This window comes from Rhizobium album (assembly GCF_003122325.1).
Lineage (GTDB): Bacteria > Pseudomonadota > Alphaproteobacteria > Rhizobiales > Rhizobiaceae > Metarhizobium > Metarhizobium album.
The window spans coordinates 17,500-33,724 of sequence record NZ_QFBC01000023.1; the positions used below are offsets into that span (position 1 = coordinate 17,500).

The 16,225-nt window shown below is 56.1% G+C and carries 11 protein-coding genes; 8 read left to right on the forward strand and 3 right to left on the reverse strand.

The genetic code is table 11. The annotated features are described in order from the left end of the window. Positions 1-158: 158 nt before the first annotated feature. The 3 genes from DEM27_RS34805 to DEM27_RS30140 all read left to right on the forward strand — a co-directional run bounded on the left by DEM27_RS34805 (position 159) and on the right by DEM27_RS30140 (position 4,310). Positions 159-1,310, forward strand: a complete 1,152-nt coding sequence (locus tag DEM27_RS34805; RefSeq protein WP_245446228.1) for a P-loop NTPase family protein — start codon at positions 159-161, stop codon at positions 1,308-1,310. Between the two features lie 314 nt (positions 1,311-1,624). Beyond that, the gene (locus DEM27_RS30135) at positions 1,625-3,289 is read left to right on the forward strand and encodes an HsdM family class I SAM-dependent methyltransferase (protein ID WP_109461958.1); all 1,665 of its coding nucleotides are present in this window, start codon (positions 1,625-1,627) and stop codon (positions 3,287-3,289) included. Next, the gene (locus DEM27_RS30140; protein WP_109461959.1) at positions 3,279-4,310 is read left to right on the forward strand and encodes a hypothetical protein; all 1,032 of its coding nucleotides are present in this window, start codon (positions 3,279-3,281) and stop codon (positions 4,308-4,310) included. The genes DEM27_RS30135 and DEM27_RS30140 overlap by 11 nt, the downstream gene beginning before the upstream one ends. Before the next feature lie 118 nt (positions 4,311-4,428). Here DEM27_RS30140 and DEM27_RS30145 read toward each other — a convergent pair whose 3' ends face one another. Genes DEM27_RS30145 through DEM27_RS30155 form a run of 3 tightly spaced genes read right to left on the reverse strand, consistent with a single transcriptional unit; the run spans position 4,429 to position 8,913 of the window. After that, on the reverse strand, positions 4,429-5,430 hold the full coding sequence (locus DEM27_RS30145) for a DUF2971 domain-containing protein (RefSeq protein ID WP_109461960.1): 1,002 nt from the start codon (positions 5,428-5,430) through the stop codon (positions 4,429-4,431). An 8-nt stretch (positions 5,431-5,438) separates the two neighbouring features. Continuing rightward, a complete protein-coding gene (locus DEM27_RS30150) occupies positions 5,439-6,989 on the reverse strand; it encodes an argonaute/piwi family protein (RefSeq protein WP_109461961.1) in 1,551 nt (516 codons plus the stop codon). Continuing rightward, complete coding sequence (locus DEM27_RS30155; RefSeq protein WP_109461962.1) at positions 6,976-8,913, reverse strand: TIR domain-containing protein; 1,938 nt, start codon at positions 8,911-8,913, stop codon at positions 6,976-6,978. The genes DEM27_RS30150 and DEM27_RS30155 overlap by 14 nt, the downstream gene beginning before the upstream one ends. Before the next feature lie 281 nt (positions 8,914-9,194). Between DEM27_RS30155 and DEM27_RS30160 the strand changes: the two genes are divergently transcribed. The 5 genes from DEM27_RS30160 to DEM27_RS30180 all read left to right on the forward strand — a co-directional run bounded on the left by DEM27_RS30160 (position 9,195) and on the right by DEM27_RS30180 (position 16,215). Beyond that, the gene (locus tag DEM27_RS30160; RefSeq protein ID WP_109461963.1) at positions 9,195-10,328 is read left to right on the forward strand and encodes a hypothetical protein; all 1,134 of its coding nucleotides are present in this window, start codon (positions 9,195-9,197) and stop codon (positions 10,326-10,328) included. Between the two features lie 2 nt (positions 10,329-10,330). Further along, a complete protein-coding gene (locus DEM27_RS30165) occupies positions 10,331-11,131 on the forward strand; it encodes a TIGR02391 family protein (RefSeq protein WP_109461964.1) in 801 nt (266 codons plus the stop codon). A 310-nt stretch (positions 11,132-11,441) separates the two neighbouring features. Continuing rightward, positions 11,442-13,181: an SIR2 family protein gene (locus tag DEM27_RS30170; protein WP_165823687.1), complete on the forward strand. Its 1,740-nt coding sequence runs from the start codon at positions 11,442-11,444 to the stop codon at positions 13,179-13,181. Continuing rightward, a complete protein-coding gene (locus DEM27_RS30175) occupies positions 13,178-13,786 on the forward strand; it encodes a hypothetical protein (RefSeq protein ID WP_109461966.1) in 609 nt (202 codons plus the stop codon). The genes DEM27_RS30170 and DEM27_RS30175 overlap by 4 nt, the downstream gene beginning before the upstream one ends. After that, positions 13,783-16,215, forward strand: coding sequence for an AAA family ATPase (locus DEM27_RS30180; RefSeq protein ID WP_109461967.1), 2,433 nt, complete (start codon positions 13,783-13,785; stop codon positions 16,213-16,215). The genes DEM27_RS30175 and DEM27_RS30180 overlap by 4 nt, the downstream gene beginning before the upstream one ends. Positions 16,216-16,225 lie beyond the last annotated feature (10 nt).

Consider the following 16,225-nt stretch of genomic DNA (forward strand, 5'->3'; position numbering starts at 1 on the left):
GCGGGCCGCTTGTCATACATGAGGTGGCCTTACACGCAGGCCGGTGTGCCCGCCACGCAAAGCTATGTCAGCGTTTCATCTCTGAATTGTCACACTGTGCCAACAGGCACGGTCTGGCCATTAGCGGGCACATGGTCGGATCAATTCAGGAACTGAATATGACCGAAGCAGCAGAAACTAACCACCTAAAGCTTCTTGCAAAACGTCACGCCCGAGCCACTAGGGTAGCGCAACATGAAGCGCTTAACTTCATTGCCATTCACCTCGGCTTTGCGAACTGGACACAACTGGTCACCGCCATCAAGAGTGGGTGGATCCCAAGCTCCGAGCAGGTGGCGAGCATCGAAGCGGTGGTCGCGAACCACGTTTCACCTGCCGATTTCACGACGGGAAGTGCCGATGCCAGTGCGCGTCGCTGGGAGTATCTCGAACAAGCAGAACAAGGCCGGATAAGGGGCCACGCCTATCGCCTGCAAGTGGCCCTAGATGACGTCATCATCGCAGGAGAGGGCTGGAGCATCACGGTTCCGGAGGATCCGAGTGCGCGCGCCACGGTGCGAACGAGTGCCGAAGTAGACGACCAGTCCCCTGTGTTCGATCCGGACTTCCTCGAAGAAGCACTGAGCCTGGCCAATCATCGGATGGCGCAAGTCCGCGGCAAAATCTCGACCGACTGGCCAAGGAGATCGACGAAGCCCGATGGAAAGGGTCGATCTCGCCATCCACTGTGGGATCGCGACTCCGACACCTGGTTTTGCTTGCACTGCAATGGGAAGATCACGGGCGATCAGATCGCACAAAATCTGTGGCATTGCCCCGCATGCGGCGCTTCCCCAGTCGACATTTTCGACACTGCGTTCTGGTGCGAAGATGAAGGCAAGTCGCTCCCGCCGATCGGCGCTAAAGCGAAATCGGACACTCGCAAACCTGAATTCCACGTGGTCGACGACCGTCCAAAACTTGAGTTGAACGAACGTAACATCATTCTTCTCATGAGAAGCGCACTCTTAGATGACGCGACGAACATAAGCGAACGACTGGGGGCGCTCTTGGCCGAAATCACCGTCGATGAAGACAACGACGTTTGGATCTCGCTGGAAGAGGATTTGTGGCCGGATCATAAGGAGCCAACTCAGGCGATCAAGGTTGCAGCACAGCTCGGTATCGAAATTGAATTGGAGACCATGTGGTCGAAGATACCTTTTCATTGGCCAGCCTTGGGTGAGCAGACCTCAAGCACCACCGAATACCTGCAGATGTTGCTCGACGCGTATGCGCAGTACCCCATCCCTTCGAATAGCGACGCGTGATCGTTTCGGGCCAACCTCCTCGATTGGATCGATCGAGAAGGTTGGTCGCCTTCTTCAGAAGATCAGTTCGCCTTCGCTGGGGGAGACGAAGGCAGGCTCACTCCCATGCCCCGCAATTCCCGAAAATCCGGAGTGGGGCGTGGATGCTACCGTTGTAGGATGCCCATCCAATCTTGCCGCCGCCGTACGGCAACTACCTTTCGTGGTGGATCAGCCGTTCAGAAAGGAGAACAAAGAGTAGACAGACATTAATCACTGTAGGATAGGTTACCGACGCAAAGCGGCCCAAAAGTGGTCCGAGTCGGGAGCCAGACGTGAAGCTTGTATCTCACCGCGATCCTACTGATACGCCCATTCTCCGCAAAGAGAGGGGAGCCTTCTTCACACCTGCGGCGATCACGCGTTTCATTGCCAGTTGGGCGCTTCGCGCACCCGGCGATCGGGTGCTCGAACCGGCTGCTGGCGATGCTGCGTTCCTAGTATCTGCGGTCGAGCGCCTCCGCGAACTCGCCCCCCATAGCAAGTCTTTGCCCCTCGTCCATGGCGTAGAAATACATGCCCATAGCGCAAACGTGGCGCGCCAGCGGGTCGCTGATGTCGGGGGCACTGCCAACATTCAGCTTTCGGACTTCTTCGCCGTTAACCCCAACCGATCTTTCAATGCGGTGATCGGGAATCCACCCTTCATCAGGTATCAGGATTTCACCGGAGAGGCGCGAGCCCGTGCTCGCGAGGTCGCCATTCGTGAAGGGGTGTCCCTCACCGGGCTCGCGTCGAGTTGGGCAGCCTTCACTGTGCACTCGACTTCCTTCCTTCAGCCTGGCGGTCGCTTAGGTTTCGTTCTCCCCGCTGAATTGCTTTCGGTGAACTATGCCGCCCCGGTGCGCAAGTTCCTGTTCAGTCGGTTCAGGGATGTCCAACTTGTGCTGTTTGACGAACAAGTTTTTCCTGAAGCCGAAGCAGATGTGGTGCTTCTTCTTGCCGACGGATATCTTGAGGGTCCTACCTCCCACGGAACTATTCGTCAGACGAAGAACGCCGAGACACTTGCCAATCTCGGTCCTGGCCAGAGCTGGACGCCTGCGGATCCCGCTGCCAAATGGACGAGCAGTCTCATCGATGCCGCTGTCGTCCATCAGCTGCGGACTCTAATGGAAGAAGGCCTCTTTGCGAATCTGGAGACCTGGGGCGATACCACGCTCGGAATGGTGACCGGCAACAACAGATACTTTACCCTTTCTCCTGAGCGCGTTGCTGAGCTTAAGCTGGGTCCTGAAGAGCTTCTTAGTGTCTCCCCGCCCGGCAGCTCTCATTTGAGAGGTCTTTCACTTTCGAATGCAGACCTCGAAAAGCTCGGGCAAGGCGGAAGTGCCATCCACCTCTTCTATCCAAGCGACCCGCCGTCGCCGGCAGCTGCTGCGTACATTGCAGATGGGCATCGGACGGGGGTGGACACTGCCTATAAGTGTCGGGTTCGCAAAACGTGGTACCGCGTGCCCCTAATTGCTCCGGCTGACCTTTTTCTTACCTGCATGAATGCGGATACACCCCGCATCACCGAGAATGCCGCCAAAGCCCATCACCTCAACTCTATCCACGGCGTCTATCTCGATGAGAAATATAAGCTCCTTGGCAAACAACTGCTTCCGCTGGCCAGCTTAAACTCCGTTACGTTGCTGCACGCCGAAATGGTTGGCCGCGCTTATGGAGGCGGGATCCTCAAGATCGAGCCGAGGGAGGCGGACATATGGGCGATGCCTTCGCCAACTTTGGTCGCCTCTCGTGCCGAAAGGCTTCGTGAGGTCAAGCGAAGCGTTGCAAAACTTCTTGAAAAGGGAGGGCTGCTTGATGCCGTGCAAATAGTTGACCGAGTACTTTTTGCAGACACTGACATCACCGCGGCTCAGTTGGCAGCTGTCCGAAATGCACGTGCAGAACTGGCGAACCGCCGCACTGTGAGGTCAGCAAGTGGCCGCTAAACCGAGTTCGAAAACTGAAGCGTGGGAAATCTTCGATTACATCGTTGAGGCCGCCGCCCCCGGCGGAGAACACACCAACCCTTGGGCTCTGGGACCGGACGGCCAGCCGCAGTTCCGTCCAGACTATGAAACCCTGGCGCTGCTGCTCGGTGTCCCTCTCCACCTGAAAGTGGGGACGCAAACAGGTGTGCCGGCCCTGGCCCTGGATGTTTGGCTCAGCTACGAGCTTCGCAGGGCTGGATTTGGTACAGACCAAGTGTGGCCCAGACCTTCAAACCCGCGCGTTCTTCCCGCCCCTGTGGCCGCCTTTGTCAAATCACTCCCCTCGTCAATTCGAGCCAAGGCTCAATCGCATCTGACATCGAACACGTCGATTCCGAGCGTCACGTCGTCCTCGGCGTCAATTCTGGGCAAAAACTATCTGAAGCAAGTTGATGTCATCATCACCGACTGGGTAACGGGCCCGGAATTGCTGATATCGACGAAGCGAATGGACTCGTCGTACGGAAAGAATGCGCCTAACCGCATAGAAGAATCGTACGGCGACGCCAAGAACCTTCGCCTGCGCCATCCGCTTGCGGCTTTGGGTTTCTTGTTCGGGCTCCGCTCAGACATCCTGGAAAAAGAACCTAAGACCGCAGAGTGGCTGTTCGACCTTCTGTCCAAGCTGGGCCGGGAGGACGATGCGTATCACGCTACCTGTCTGGTGCTGATGGACTATTCCAGCGATCAGGCACCGGTAGAGGCCGACAAGGAAGAGCCCAGCCCCGGCATACTGGAGCCGGGGCCACAGCCGATAAGTGATGCGACCGAGGATGAGGCTGTAGAACTTCCGGAAAGCACGATCGAGAGCATAGTTAAGGCCTTGCCCAAGGTATCAATCCTGGAGGAGAGAACCCCTGATGATCTCTCCCCCGCGCGCTTTCTAACCTCGTTGATCAATCGTGTTCTTGCCGCTACGCCGGTAAATATGCACGAAGAAGCGAGGAAGCGCCGCGCTTCGGTTCGACTGACTAAGTGAAGGCTTTTGCGCCGGCTTTATGCAAGCTGTCCTGCACCTATCTGTTCGGCTGCAGTTGAGGGGAACCGAACCGGAGACCCTGTCAAATTGGAGTGTAAGCCTCTTGTGTGCGTCGTTACTAGGCACCTGTCGCATTATAAGGTGGCGGCTCAATGTCCTGGATCTGATCAAACACTTCAAGGTAATGGCGTGCCCGCCTCGGAAGACTGACACCAAGCTCGGCGACGTCCAAAACTCGCCGCCTCAGATCAAATGTCCCTTCAACCTCATGCATTTCATAGAACGCTATAGGTCGCTGCCTGCCCTCAAGCGCCCTCACAATCGCATATTTGACGGCGAGATCGCATCGCATCCCGAAGGTTATATCCTCCATTTCCAGCGGCGAATTCTGCGAGCCGCGGCGTCCGATAAGACGCCATTCGCACTCGTAGTTCCAATCCGGAGCCTTCTGCAACAGAACCAGATCATCCACCAGGCGTTGAGCGCCCGCGTCGTCGCGAAGCATCGCGGCAACTGCGCTCGCCTGGACAAGGCGCGAGCCGCCGTAATTTACTTTGCGAAGGCTATTACCAACGTCGCCCGGGACCGAATAACCGATGCATAAACCACGATGCTGATCACCATAATGGCTCCACATCACCGGAGATTGCCATCTCTCGCTCAGAGAAACGATGCCCTTGTTGTATTGCCGAAGGAGCTCTCGCTCCACATAACTCGTAAGAAGGAAGACGTCGGGATCCTCCATTTCGTAATCGGGATTGGTCGCGTTGTAAGCGACTTCCTGCAACATCTTCTCTGCCTGTTGTCGGCCGAGCCTCAGAATATGCTCCACCGTTTTTCGGCCCCGATAGCGGATCGTCTTTGCCGCAGCCTCTAACTCTGCCGTCGTTCGACGCTCGACAAAGGTCCTGAGCATCTCTTGCAACGCGACAGCATCGACGTCTGCCTTGAGCGTCGGGCGAGTATCGAGAGGATCGTTGAACGTGCTGGGATCAGCGTAATAGAGTTGATCTTCGACAAGCATCTCGATCGTGCGATTGCTGAACGACCTATATTTATAGATCCGATCCGGCAGTTGATCGACCACCGGTTTCTCATCATCTTCAGGTGCTGCTGCCATCTTCGACCTCAGACATAGAATTTGAAAGGCTGCTTTTCTTCACCTTTTGCAGATCCCATGGTGAGTACGTCGCCCACCATCTTCGCGAACCGGACCGTGACCGGTAAGCCGTCGTTAAAATTGCAGCAATTGTAGTTGATCTTCGTCAATCCCATGATATCGGAGAGAACGGTGCGGATATCAGGCCTTGTTGCTTTTGATCGCATTACCGTGATGTGAAGCGGGTTCGGTGTCTCAGGCCCGATGTAAGTGTCGAGCTCGGCAACATAGCCGGTAGTCCAAAGATAGGCCGTCTTGTCATCGAGCAGGAGTGCCGTACCGCGGATGACTGGATAGTCACCGTCGCGGAACAACTTGGTCTCGCCGCCGGTCGTTCGGATTCTGACGCCAACGATATTCGTTTCAGTTGGAGCGGCCTCGACAAACGCGCTCCACTCTTCGTCGTTAAAATAGGTCTGGCCGTGGATGAATAGCTCGCGAGGCGGCGACTTGTGGGCCTCGATGTAAGAGCTGAGGACGAGATTTAGCAGGTTTTTTGCTGCGTCGCGCTTTAGGTGATACTCATAATCACCTGTCTTCCACGGGCCATTGGCGCCGCGAAAGACGACGCCATCGCCCTCACTGAGGAACATCTGCGCGGCACAACAGGCGTGTCCATCTGGGTCGCTTGGCAAATTCTTGTAGACCATGCCAATGTAACAGACACCGGGCCGAACTTGTGCGAGACGCCATGGCGGCTTGGGCTGCGTTTTGTAATAAAGCCCCGTCCCGATATTCCATGCGACTGTCGCCGCATCCTGGGTTTTTCGAACAGGATAGCCGGCGGTGTTCAGAAATTTCTCGGGAGCCAGGGTTGTCTCGCGCAGTAGCTGTGTTGGCGCGATCTTGAGAAATTCTGCCTTGATCCGGCGGTGAAAGTCGGGAACATCGTCGAAGATCTCCTCGCCTTGAAGATCAATGACCGAGGCCAACAAAGGCAGGGTCGCCTTCCCCTTCTGCTTTCTGCTGAAGTCCCCTTTCTCGAGGACGAGCCCTGATCGCTTTGAACCTGGGCGGCAGCGATCATATACGATCTCGGGAAGAACGAGAACCCAGACGTCGATGGATCGCTCCTCATTTTTGAGATGCTTTTTGACGCGGTCAATATAGAGGCGTGCGACCTTGTCGACGGCTTCATTCAAATTCTGTAGCCGTGTCGCGTGCTCAATGTCAGGAAGCGGTATCGAGAGGGCGCTGCACCCGTCCGGATCAAACGAAATTCCAAAGATCTCTTCGAGGCCAGGAAAGTTTGCAAGGTGCAAACGGTCGGCTTTTTCGCCTTTTCCCGGTGGGGGAACGGAAACCTGGCGATGCAGCCTGAATCCCCAGTCTCGGAAATGTGAGATGCCGTCGGGCGTGCCGACTACGCCGAGATTTATCTCACGGGGCTTTCGCGCCTTCGCATGTGGCCCGTAAAGGAACAGACCGTCCTTCGGATGCGGACTGGTCTGCATTCCTGCAAACTCAAGCTGCGGCTCATTGAAATGTTCGACGACAAGTGATTTCTCAGGCAGCTTCATCGTCAACCTCATCGGCCTCGGGCCGGCCAAGCGTTGACAGATCCGTCTCTTCAGCGTCGGCGTCAAGGATATCGGGCAAAGCCGTGCTTACCGGGCTGGTGAACAGGAGCGGGCTTGCCTCAAGGACGAGGGACGCTGTTGGAGACAACGGCAATCGAATGAAGGCGGAGTCACCCGACAAGATTTCGAGAAAGGCGAGCATTCGGCCGTACCACTGCTTGTTTCGCCACCCCTTACAGATCGTCCTCCGAAGACGATGCTGCTTCTTGGCGTCTTCGATCGCGACACCGGCTGGCGTCTTGTTGTCCTTGGCAAACAGGACTCGGGACTTCAGCTTGAAGTGAAAGAAGGGCCAGAACGCCGGAATAGCCGTGACGCCGAACTGCCAGACATGTCCCTTTGCAACATTGCGCAGCATCGAGGAACGCCGCTCACCCTGTTGTCCCCAAGGTATGCGTTGACCTATCTGCGCTTGATCAGGCGACACATGGAACCCCGCGGCATTGGAATATTGGTACTCGATGAAGCCAAGCTTTCTGCAGTGCGCGATCCATGCCTTCTTGAACATTGTGTGGATCAGATTGGCGGCAACCTGTTTCTCGACCTTTAACTTCTGATGCCCGGATTCGATGAAGCTCGTGAGCTCGATCTCCTCTTTCACAGTGAACTTGCCTGCCAACGCAAATGCGTCTTCAATCTCGTCAGGCTGCGCGAAGGTTACAAAACCCTGGCCCATCAACGCTGCCGGAAATGCGAAAGCATCAAGCGCCTTTTGCAGCCGAGACCTATCGACCGCCCCAGATGCCTCATAATAGAGAATTGCACCAGGAATCTCCGTAATCCGGAGCCAATTGGATGTCAGGCGCTCGGGTTCGTCCACCAGGGCAACTGATCCGCGACGTCGAAAGACCTGCCAGTTCGGGTCAATAGTGACGCGGCCCGGGTCGCGCGGCACCTTTTGACGTTTTAGGGTGTCGAGCAACGACAGCAAACCTTCAGCCCAGCCGCGTACAAAGTCGACGGCCAGGGCGTCGCCGATGCCTTTAATCTTGCGGTAGGGCTCCAAGCGAAGAGGGATCAGGAACCGCGCATCATCAACGAATTCGGCCACCTCCGCAGCAATCGCAATATCCTCCTGGACATTCTCGTCTTCCAAAGTTTCGTTGCAACAGCAAACGAGGACTTTTACCGCCCGATGTTGCAGCGCGATATTGATTTGCCGGCGCCAGCGATCGCCGGGCTGCAATGTTAGAATATCAGCGAATACGCGGTAGCCCTCTGCTTGAAGTTTCGGTGCGAGCCATATGGTGAACTCGTCGTCTCGGGGAGATGACTTGATTATGAAGATTGTGTCCCGCGGGATCTCCTCAGGTGAGGCCGCCTCCCCTTCCGCCTGCTTTGGCGCCGGTAAGAGCGTTGAAAGCGATTCCGGGGGCTGCTCGGAACGCAAGCCCGACTTTTCTATCACGGAGGTTAGAACGCTCTCCATCACAGCGGTCGAGCCCATCCAAAGCTTGGGATGTGCCTTCTCGATATCCGGGTATGCTCGCAGAAGCGAATTTAGATCGTCAGGGCCGAAGATGTCTCCCGGCGACAACAGAGAAGGACCGATTATTTCCTGAAGGGCACGTTTGTTGGCGGGTGTCAGCGGCGTTGAGGTGACCAGCAGGTATCGGTTGGGTTTGAGAGTGTCGATTGACGCCCGTTCGCGCTTCATCGTCGACTTCAGGGCCGAAAACGACGACCGACCATAGTGCTTGGCCTGAAGTACGATGTCGCCGTCTGCGGTTGTGTGTCGTCCATCGATGCCGTCATCCGGGCCAGCGGGAAAAGCCTCGAAGCGCACGCCGAGCGCGCGCCCTGCGAGAGCGCGGGCAAGTTCTTCGAAATCAGCATGATGTAGATTCGCGAAGTCATAGGTCATGCACGGAAGTTCAGAATGACCCATCGGTCTCGGTCAAGCGCCAAAGATCGGGCTTTGCAACTTGAATGCACTTGCAAACAAGTTTTTAGATCGGATTGCACCTAAAGCTGTGGATACTTTGTCGAAGCTGTGCGGTCGCGCGAAGAATCTAGCAGAGAATCGGTGTCGTATATTCCGAACATGTCCCGATAGCTCGGTGTTCAATGTATGGAATTCGGTCGAACCGGCCAAGAGTCTCGTATTTCTGAAATGGACTGCGGCCGTTTTTTCCTGGAGACAAGATGCCAACGACAGCATTTTCGGCACATTACTCACGCGAGCTGGACGTGGAGCAGCTTGGATGGCTTCTGAGCGGCGATCGACCCGGGGACGATCAGGCAACGGTCGCGGATCTATCGCAATGGGCAGGCTGGATTCGGACAGACATCCGCTGTTCATCCTGCGGAAAAACCGGGGCGCAAGTCGTGCGGCCCAGCAAGGCTCGCGGCAGCCAGGCCGTCCTTCGCCAAGCGCATTTTCGTTTCGTTGATCATCAGGGCGGCGATGGTCATCACCCATTCTGTGAGTTTTACGGCAACGACACCGGCGAGGCACGACAAACAGACAGTCTCCTGAATTTCGGTTCTGAGAAGAGCGCCGAAACGAGAGCGGTCCGCCTGCTCGTGTGCAAAGGCATTGAAACAGGCCTGTTTAACCAAGCCACCATCCGTGCGATGCGACAGTGGTTCTTCGACATGAAATCTGAGAGCCGCTTCAAGGTCCGGGCGACGCCGGAGGCACTTGCTTGGGCGCGTTCGCTGCAACGTCATCCAAGCTACCGGCGCTGGACGTTTCACCCGGCGCAAGCAGAGATGCCTGCATTTGACTGGCAGGCGGCTGCAAAGTTCCAGTTCACGGAGGAGAACTTGGCCCTTGTAGAATTGGCGAAAACCGTTGTCCATCAAGATGCGGAATGGAAGAGGGCGGGCCTGATGGCGGCAAAGCACTTTGGTCAGGAGGTTTTTAACACTGCAGCGCTACAACCCTACTATGAAGACACCCTCACGTTGTGCGCATTTGTCGCGAAAAATAGTGGAATTAGCTTCGGAAAAACCAGTCCTGATTACTATCGTTTTCAGGGCGCCCCTATCCCTCTCCTGGCGTTGTGCGCCCTGATGCTGTTCACCTCCGAATGGGAGATGAACACTGCTATTGCCAAATTCGCGAGACTGCTTGCCAGCGCAGAACCCAGCGACCTTTCGCTTGGCAACATGATCGGCTTGAACCCTTTCCACGATTACGCAGCATGGCGGCTGGTGATCCTAGCCGCCGAAGTTGCCGAAAGGTCGCTGAAAGGCTTCGACTATCAAGCGCAACTGACCGCGATCGAGTCGGACCTCCGCCGGCAGCACGCAATTTGGAAAAGTGCAGGGTGACAATGGCGACCTTCACGCAATCGCAGTTGCAAGCGATCGCCGATGCATTGGGAGACACCGGCGATGGACTGACCGGTTCCGAAATCGGCCATCTTCTGGCAACCGTCAAGATCACTGATACCGATCCCCAGATGACCAAGCGCCACAGGCTCTACAATGCCTTCGTTCACGACCAGAATTCCCGCAAGGACCGCACGCATATCATTGCTTTCATACGCAAAGCGATGAAGCCTGAACGCTTTGCCCGTGAGCAGGGGCGTTTTGAACCCATGCGTCAAAACCTCAATCGCGCCCTGGCATTCGCCGGCTTGGCAGTTGAAGCCTCCGGCGCGTTGGTGTCGGCCGCTGCCGTCGAGACGTTGTCTCAAGCTACGCGCCGAGCGCAGGAGCTTCGGGACGATCTGACTACCCGAGGCGTCCATCCGGATGTACTCCGCTTCTGTCGCGAGGAGCTGCTCGCGGACAACTATTTCCATGCGGTCCTCGAGGCCGTGAAAAGCGTCGCGGATAAGATACGGCAGCGAACCGGCCTGACCGATGACGGGGCAAGCCTTATCGATCGCGCCTTCAGCGGCGCCTGCCCCATGCTGGCGATAAATGCGCTGGTGAGCGAAAACGAAAAGAGTGAGCAGCGAGGCTTCTCCAACCTCTTGAAGGGCACTTTCAGCATGTTTCGCAATACCACGGCGCATGCGCCGAGAGTTCACTGGCAAATGTCGAAGGATGATGCCGAGGACCTGCTCTCGATGGTCTCGCTCATGCATCGCCGGATTGATGCAGCAGTAATGCCGCGTCGCGTTTGAGCGGATTCAACAAAGCAACACGCCATCACGTATATGTTTCGGAAGATCTTGACCCATCCAGGATTCATACGCACGCCAGCTCGAGCATTAGTGCGGAGGGAATCGGCGATGCTCTCCAGACCGACGTAACCGATGGGCGCAACATTTGACCGAATTCATGGCACCCGTTTCTCAGCCACCAACCAAAACCGCTGAAAGCATCCAGTGAGACGAGAGGCAAGGCACGAAAAAAGGCCCTACACGGCAACATCCTTTGCTTGCAATTTTAGCATGAATTGAGCTTATAGTGCTTCGCGTGGGGGCGCAAATCTTGGAAATTCCAAAGAAGATTACAGCGACAAATATCTCCGTGTTGGAGACCTTGAAACTATTCGACGAAGAGTTTCTGGAAGTCGCGGCCGGCGTTGCGAAAGCCGAATATGCCCTTTGGTTGGGGTCGGGGATTTCGAGGGAAAGAGTGGCTGACCTACGCGTGGTCGCGAGACGCGTGCTCGACTACCTGTCAGTCAATGCAAGAGCTGAAATCGGCGACGGAACATACAAACGGGCACTGGACAAAGCGCTAGGCCTCGCTTTGACCCATGGCGAGAAAGCTGCGGTTGATCAGGAGGCAGATCCGGCGACTTGGGCGAATATAGACATCATTGTCGAGCGCCTCGTCGGCAAATACGCACTACTCCTCGACACACGAATACAGGGACAGCCATCGGACCACCTTGTTTGGGATATCATCGACGTCCGGGGAACTTACGCCGATGATCAGCTCGAGCCGGACTGTGAACATACAGCCGTTGCGGTATTGGTTCTGGAGGGCGTGTTTCCGAAAGTCGCATCGGCCAACTGGGACGGCCTGGTAGAAAAAGCGGTGGCAACCCTGTCCGATGGCAATGAAACGCTGGTTAACGTGCTGGTGAGAGCGGAAGATATCGCAGGCGCGGGCGGACGAGCTCTACTTCACAAATTTCACGGCTGCGCCGTCCAGGCCAAGCGCCATGAAGCGCAGTACCGAGAGTACATTGTAGGTCGGGACCAGCAAATTACGGACTGGCCGAATGATCCAAAGTTCGCCCTTATGAAAAATCAGCTGGAAGGACTTAGCGTCACGCACCGTACTCTGATGATTGGCCTTTCGGCCCAGGATTCTAACATTAAGGACATATTTTCGGTCGGCCGCGCTATGCTGAAGCGCGCCTGGCCTTCGCATCCACCCGCTTATGTGTTTGCAGGCGATGAGCTCGGCGCCGAACAGGGGACGATGCTTAAGAGCGTCTATCAGGACGATTATGACGATCGCCAGCTCGAAATCGAAAAAGCAGCAAAAATTCCTGCTTACGGAAAACCACTCCTGACGGCCTTGGTTCTAAGTGTGCTGGGTCAGAAATTTGCCAAGTTGATTGAGCTCGTAGATGCGCCGAACATGTCCGCGGAAGAACGGACGAAGATCATTGAAGGAGTAATCGCGGCGCGAAATCTCGTTGCGGCCCAGGCTGGAGACACCAGCGACGACAAGCGAGCGTTCATGGACGCGTTTGTCGGCGGAATCACACGAAGCCTTTCGATTTTTCGCGGGGAGATCGGCGGTCTTGCGAAAGGGATCTATGGCCCGGTTGGGGTATTGCCTATTGGGCAAATGGCCAACGATCCCTATGTCCAGATGTCGAGCATGCCGGAACTGGGAGTATTCCTCGGGATCGCTGGGCTTGCGACAGATGTGGACGGATGGCGGATCACACCCGTCACCGGCGATGCGAACATGGGCAGCTTCTCAATTTCCGGCGCGACCGGGAACCAACAGAAAATGTTCGTCATCTCGAACAATGAAACGCTGTCGAAGCTTATCGGCGAAGGCGTCATAAACGAAGCCGATAGCGACACCATCGTTGCCGTTTGTTCCGCCCCCGTCGCTCGGCGACAGACGAACCCGTCGTCACGGTTTGGGCGGGGTGACGCGGACAACAGCTATCGCGAGTTCAGCTTCAAAGAGATTATAGTCAATGCCACGAGTAGCGGCGAGGTATTGGCGAGGCTCAAGGAAGAGGCGACGCTATGACACCCATTACGCAGGCACCCGTTGAGCAGATCGTCGCGATCCTCGAAAGCTCCAAAGCATTTCGGCGGGTGTCCGCTCCGCTGAAGATCGGAAACGTCCCTTTCGAATTCTCCGCTGTTCTGATCGGGCAGGACAAGAATCCGGACCTGGTAATCGTTATCGATACGATTGCTGAGGATATTCAGCGCACACGTCAAAAAATTGGCGGTCTCGGGCGGGCTCTGGATGTGGTTGGTTCCCGACGACCGGTTACCGCAATCCTCACCGGTCCGCGGCCAGCCGAAAGCGCCCTCGAGTCAATCTCGAAGGTCTGCCGCGTTCTACCGGTCGGCACTCCGACTGGTACGAAGGACGACGAGCTGCTCCGCGATTGGCTTTCCGTACTGTTGCCATTGCCAATAGCTCCGCAGACAGGAATAGCCGCCGATCCGCTCGGGGAAATGATCCAGCTCCTGCCCGCGTCTACTGATCCTCAGCTAAGAAAGTCGGTTATTGACGCGTCTCCACGCGGAGCCGCCGCTGTCAAGTTGGAGTTGAAGCGGCGGCTAACGACGCCATTCGAAACAGCCGAAAAAAAACTTAAATCCGGTGAGGGCGATCAATGAACAGCCTCGACGATGTCCATCGCCTGTCCATCACTGACTTCCGAAGCATCTCAGGAACAATTCGAGTTCCACTCGATGCACCTATCATCCTGATCCATGGTCCCAACGGAACCGGGAAGACCAGTGTCCTATCGGCCCTCGAGCTCGCTCTAACTGGCAACGTCAAGGCGATGAGAGAAGACGATGCGAATTTTGCACGGCATGTGGTTCACGAAGGGGCTCAACGCGCCAAGGTCGTTATAGAAGGACCTCTAGGTCCCGTGGATGATCGTGGCAGCTTTGTGATCGAGAACGGCCGCATTGCCGGCACACCGTACCTTGACGGCGGCGATGGCAAATTTTTCAGCGAGCGCTGCTATCTTGCGCAATCAATGCTCGGGCGCCTCCTCGACATCTATCAGAAATCGAAAGTCGAGGACGGCGAGAGCGCCCTTACTCAATTTGTGAAAGACCTGCTCGGGCTGAGCCAGCTCGATGCACTAATCGACGGTCTTCACGACGCAGGACATAAAGCTCGGACAAAAAATCTTGTGCCGGAATATCGAGCTTTTGAAAGTCGGATCGAGCGAACAGATCAGGAAATAGTGCTGCTTAGGGCCGAACTTGCGAACCAAGATAAAACTCGCGCCGAAGAGCTTGGAAAGGTTCTAGCCGCATTGAATGCACTGTTACCCAATGACCCCTCAAATGGGTTTGACCTCGAAAGCCTCAACGCTCTGCTTGGCAACTTGGGCACCGAAGGCGTTGCCGTGGAAGCAACCCGTCGTCTGAACGATCTCCGGTCGCTCACAAGTGCCTGGTCGAAGCTGCCAAGCGATTCAGGATCTGAAGAGCGCACCCAAGTGGAAGCGGACGAACAAGTGGCGCGAGAAGCTGCCAACCAGTGGCGAACGACGACGGGCGCCGAATTGGAGGAGCTGGTCGCCTCTCTACGCGTCCATTTTCCGGACTTGCCCTCCTGGTCCTCGACCGACCCGATGACCGCCGCTGAGCAAGCTGAGAGGCGGATCGCAAACGAAATAACCCGTATTGAGACGCTGCTGGAAAACGACGAAGCGGCAAAGAAGAAGGAATTGGAACTCAACGACAGCATCGCGAAGGAAGAAGCGCGCGGGCTACTCGTCGACGCTGAGATTTCAAAACTTGCGCAGGACGCCGGTCAGTTCGCGAGTGCCCTTGCAACGCTTCTACCTCATATTCATACTGACGATTGCCCTGTGTGTGGGCGGGATTTTTCGCAGGTGTCACCGGATGAACGTCTGTCGCTTCGTGTACAAAAAAGCATCGCGAAGCTAACTGACGATGCAAGCCGCTTAACCGCCCTCGCGTCGGAAAAGACCGCATCGATAAGCCGCCTTGCCCAGCTTCGGCGCGAACTCGCTTCTCAGACCGCCACACGGATTTCCGACGAGTTACGATTGAATTCGATAAACGCCCAGGCCGACGTCGCTGAAGGCAAGGTCACATTGGCCAGGCTGTGGCAAGCGGCAATAGACGGGACTGCTCTTCTCGCCGGCGAGGCTAAACTCAAGGACCGACTGGCAAGTTTTCGCGAAAGGGATCGTGGGGCATCCGAGCTTCTGAACGCTGCAATTCGCATGGCCGGGGAAATGGCACGGACCGATCTCGCCCGAGAACCCTTTGACGTTATAGCCTCGGCGCTAATTGCCCAGGCTGAGGATGATGTCGAACGGGCAACTTCTCTTCAAACTCACCGCGGAACCGCCATACAGTCGGCTCTTGCGATTACCTCGATTGACGAGCGTCGAAAAAAGATCGCAGAAAACCTTGAAAAGGCCCGAGCGACGCGCGCGGTCTTGGCGGGAGCGGTGGCCGAACTTGAGACGTTGAAAGGACAAGCGAAGACCATCGCCGATACCGCGCAAGAAGCTAGAACCATGATCGTCAGACGCGTTTTCAACGAGTCGCTGAACACGCTCTGGCGGGATCTTTTTGTTCGTCTTGCCCCTACCGAGCCATTTGTTCCCGCCTTCAAGATACCCGGCTCGGATTCTAAGGATTTCGCCAAACTCGAAACCGTGCATCGGAATGGCAAGAAGGGTGGAACGCCGGGATCGATGTTGAGCGCCGGAAATTTGAACACGGCGGCATTGACGCTGTTTCTCGCACTCCATTTTTCCGTTGGTACGAGAATTCCGTGGCTTGTACTTGATGATCCGGTTCAGAATATGGACGAAGTTCACGTTGCGCAGTTTGCCGCGCTGTTGCGAACAATTTCGCGCGCTCATGGAACAAAGGTGATTATCGCGGTTCATGAGCGGACGTTGTTCGACTATTTAAAGCTAGAACTAAGTCCTTCGTTCGAGAAAGACAGGCTACTCGCAGTCGAACTTCGCAGGGCGGCCGGCGAACCTACAACGGTCGATCCCGACCTACTCACGTACCTGGTGGACGCGGTTGCGGCATAAGAAGTTGCCG

Bases quoted from the DNA above. Each gene is read 5' to 3' on its own strand.
- DEM27_RS30180 (WP_109461967.1), top strand. From the start codon at position 13,783: ATGAACAGCCTCGACGATGTCCATCGCCTGTCCATCACTGACTTCCGA.
- DEM27_RS30145 (WP_109461960.1), bottom strand. From the start codon at position 5,430: ATGGCAGCAGCACCTGAAGATGATGAGAAACCGGTGGTCGATCAACTG.
- DEM27_RS30175 (WP_109461966.1), top strand. From the start codon at position 13,178: ATGACACCCATTACGCAGGCACCCGTTGAGCAGATCGTCGCGATCCTC.
- DEM27_RS30160 (WP_109461963.1), top strand. From the start codon at position 9,195: ATGCCAACGACAGCATTTTCGGCACATTACTCACGCGAGCTGGACGTG.
- DEM27_RS30150 (WP_109461961.1), bottom strand. From the start codon at position 6,989: ATGAAGCTGCCTGAGAAATCACTTGTCGTCGAACATTTCAATGAGCCG.
- DEM27_RS34805 (WP_245446228.1), top strand. From the start codon at position 159: ATGACCGAAGCAGCAGAAACTAACCACCTAAAGCTTCTTGCAAAACGT.
- DEM27_RS30155 (WP_109461962.1), bottom strand. From the start codon at position 8,913: ATGACCTATGACTTCGCGAATCTACATCATGCTGATTTCGAAGAACTT.
- DEM27_RS30165 (WP_109461964.1), top strand. From the start codon at position 10,331: ATGGCGACCTTCACGCAATCGCAGTTGCAAGCGATCGCCGATGCATTG.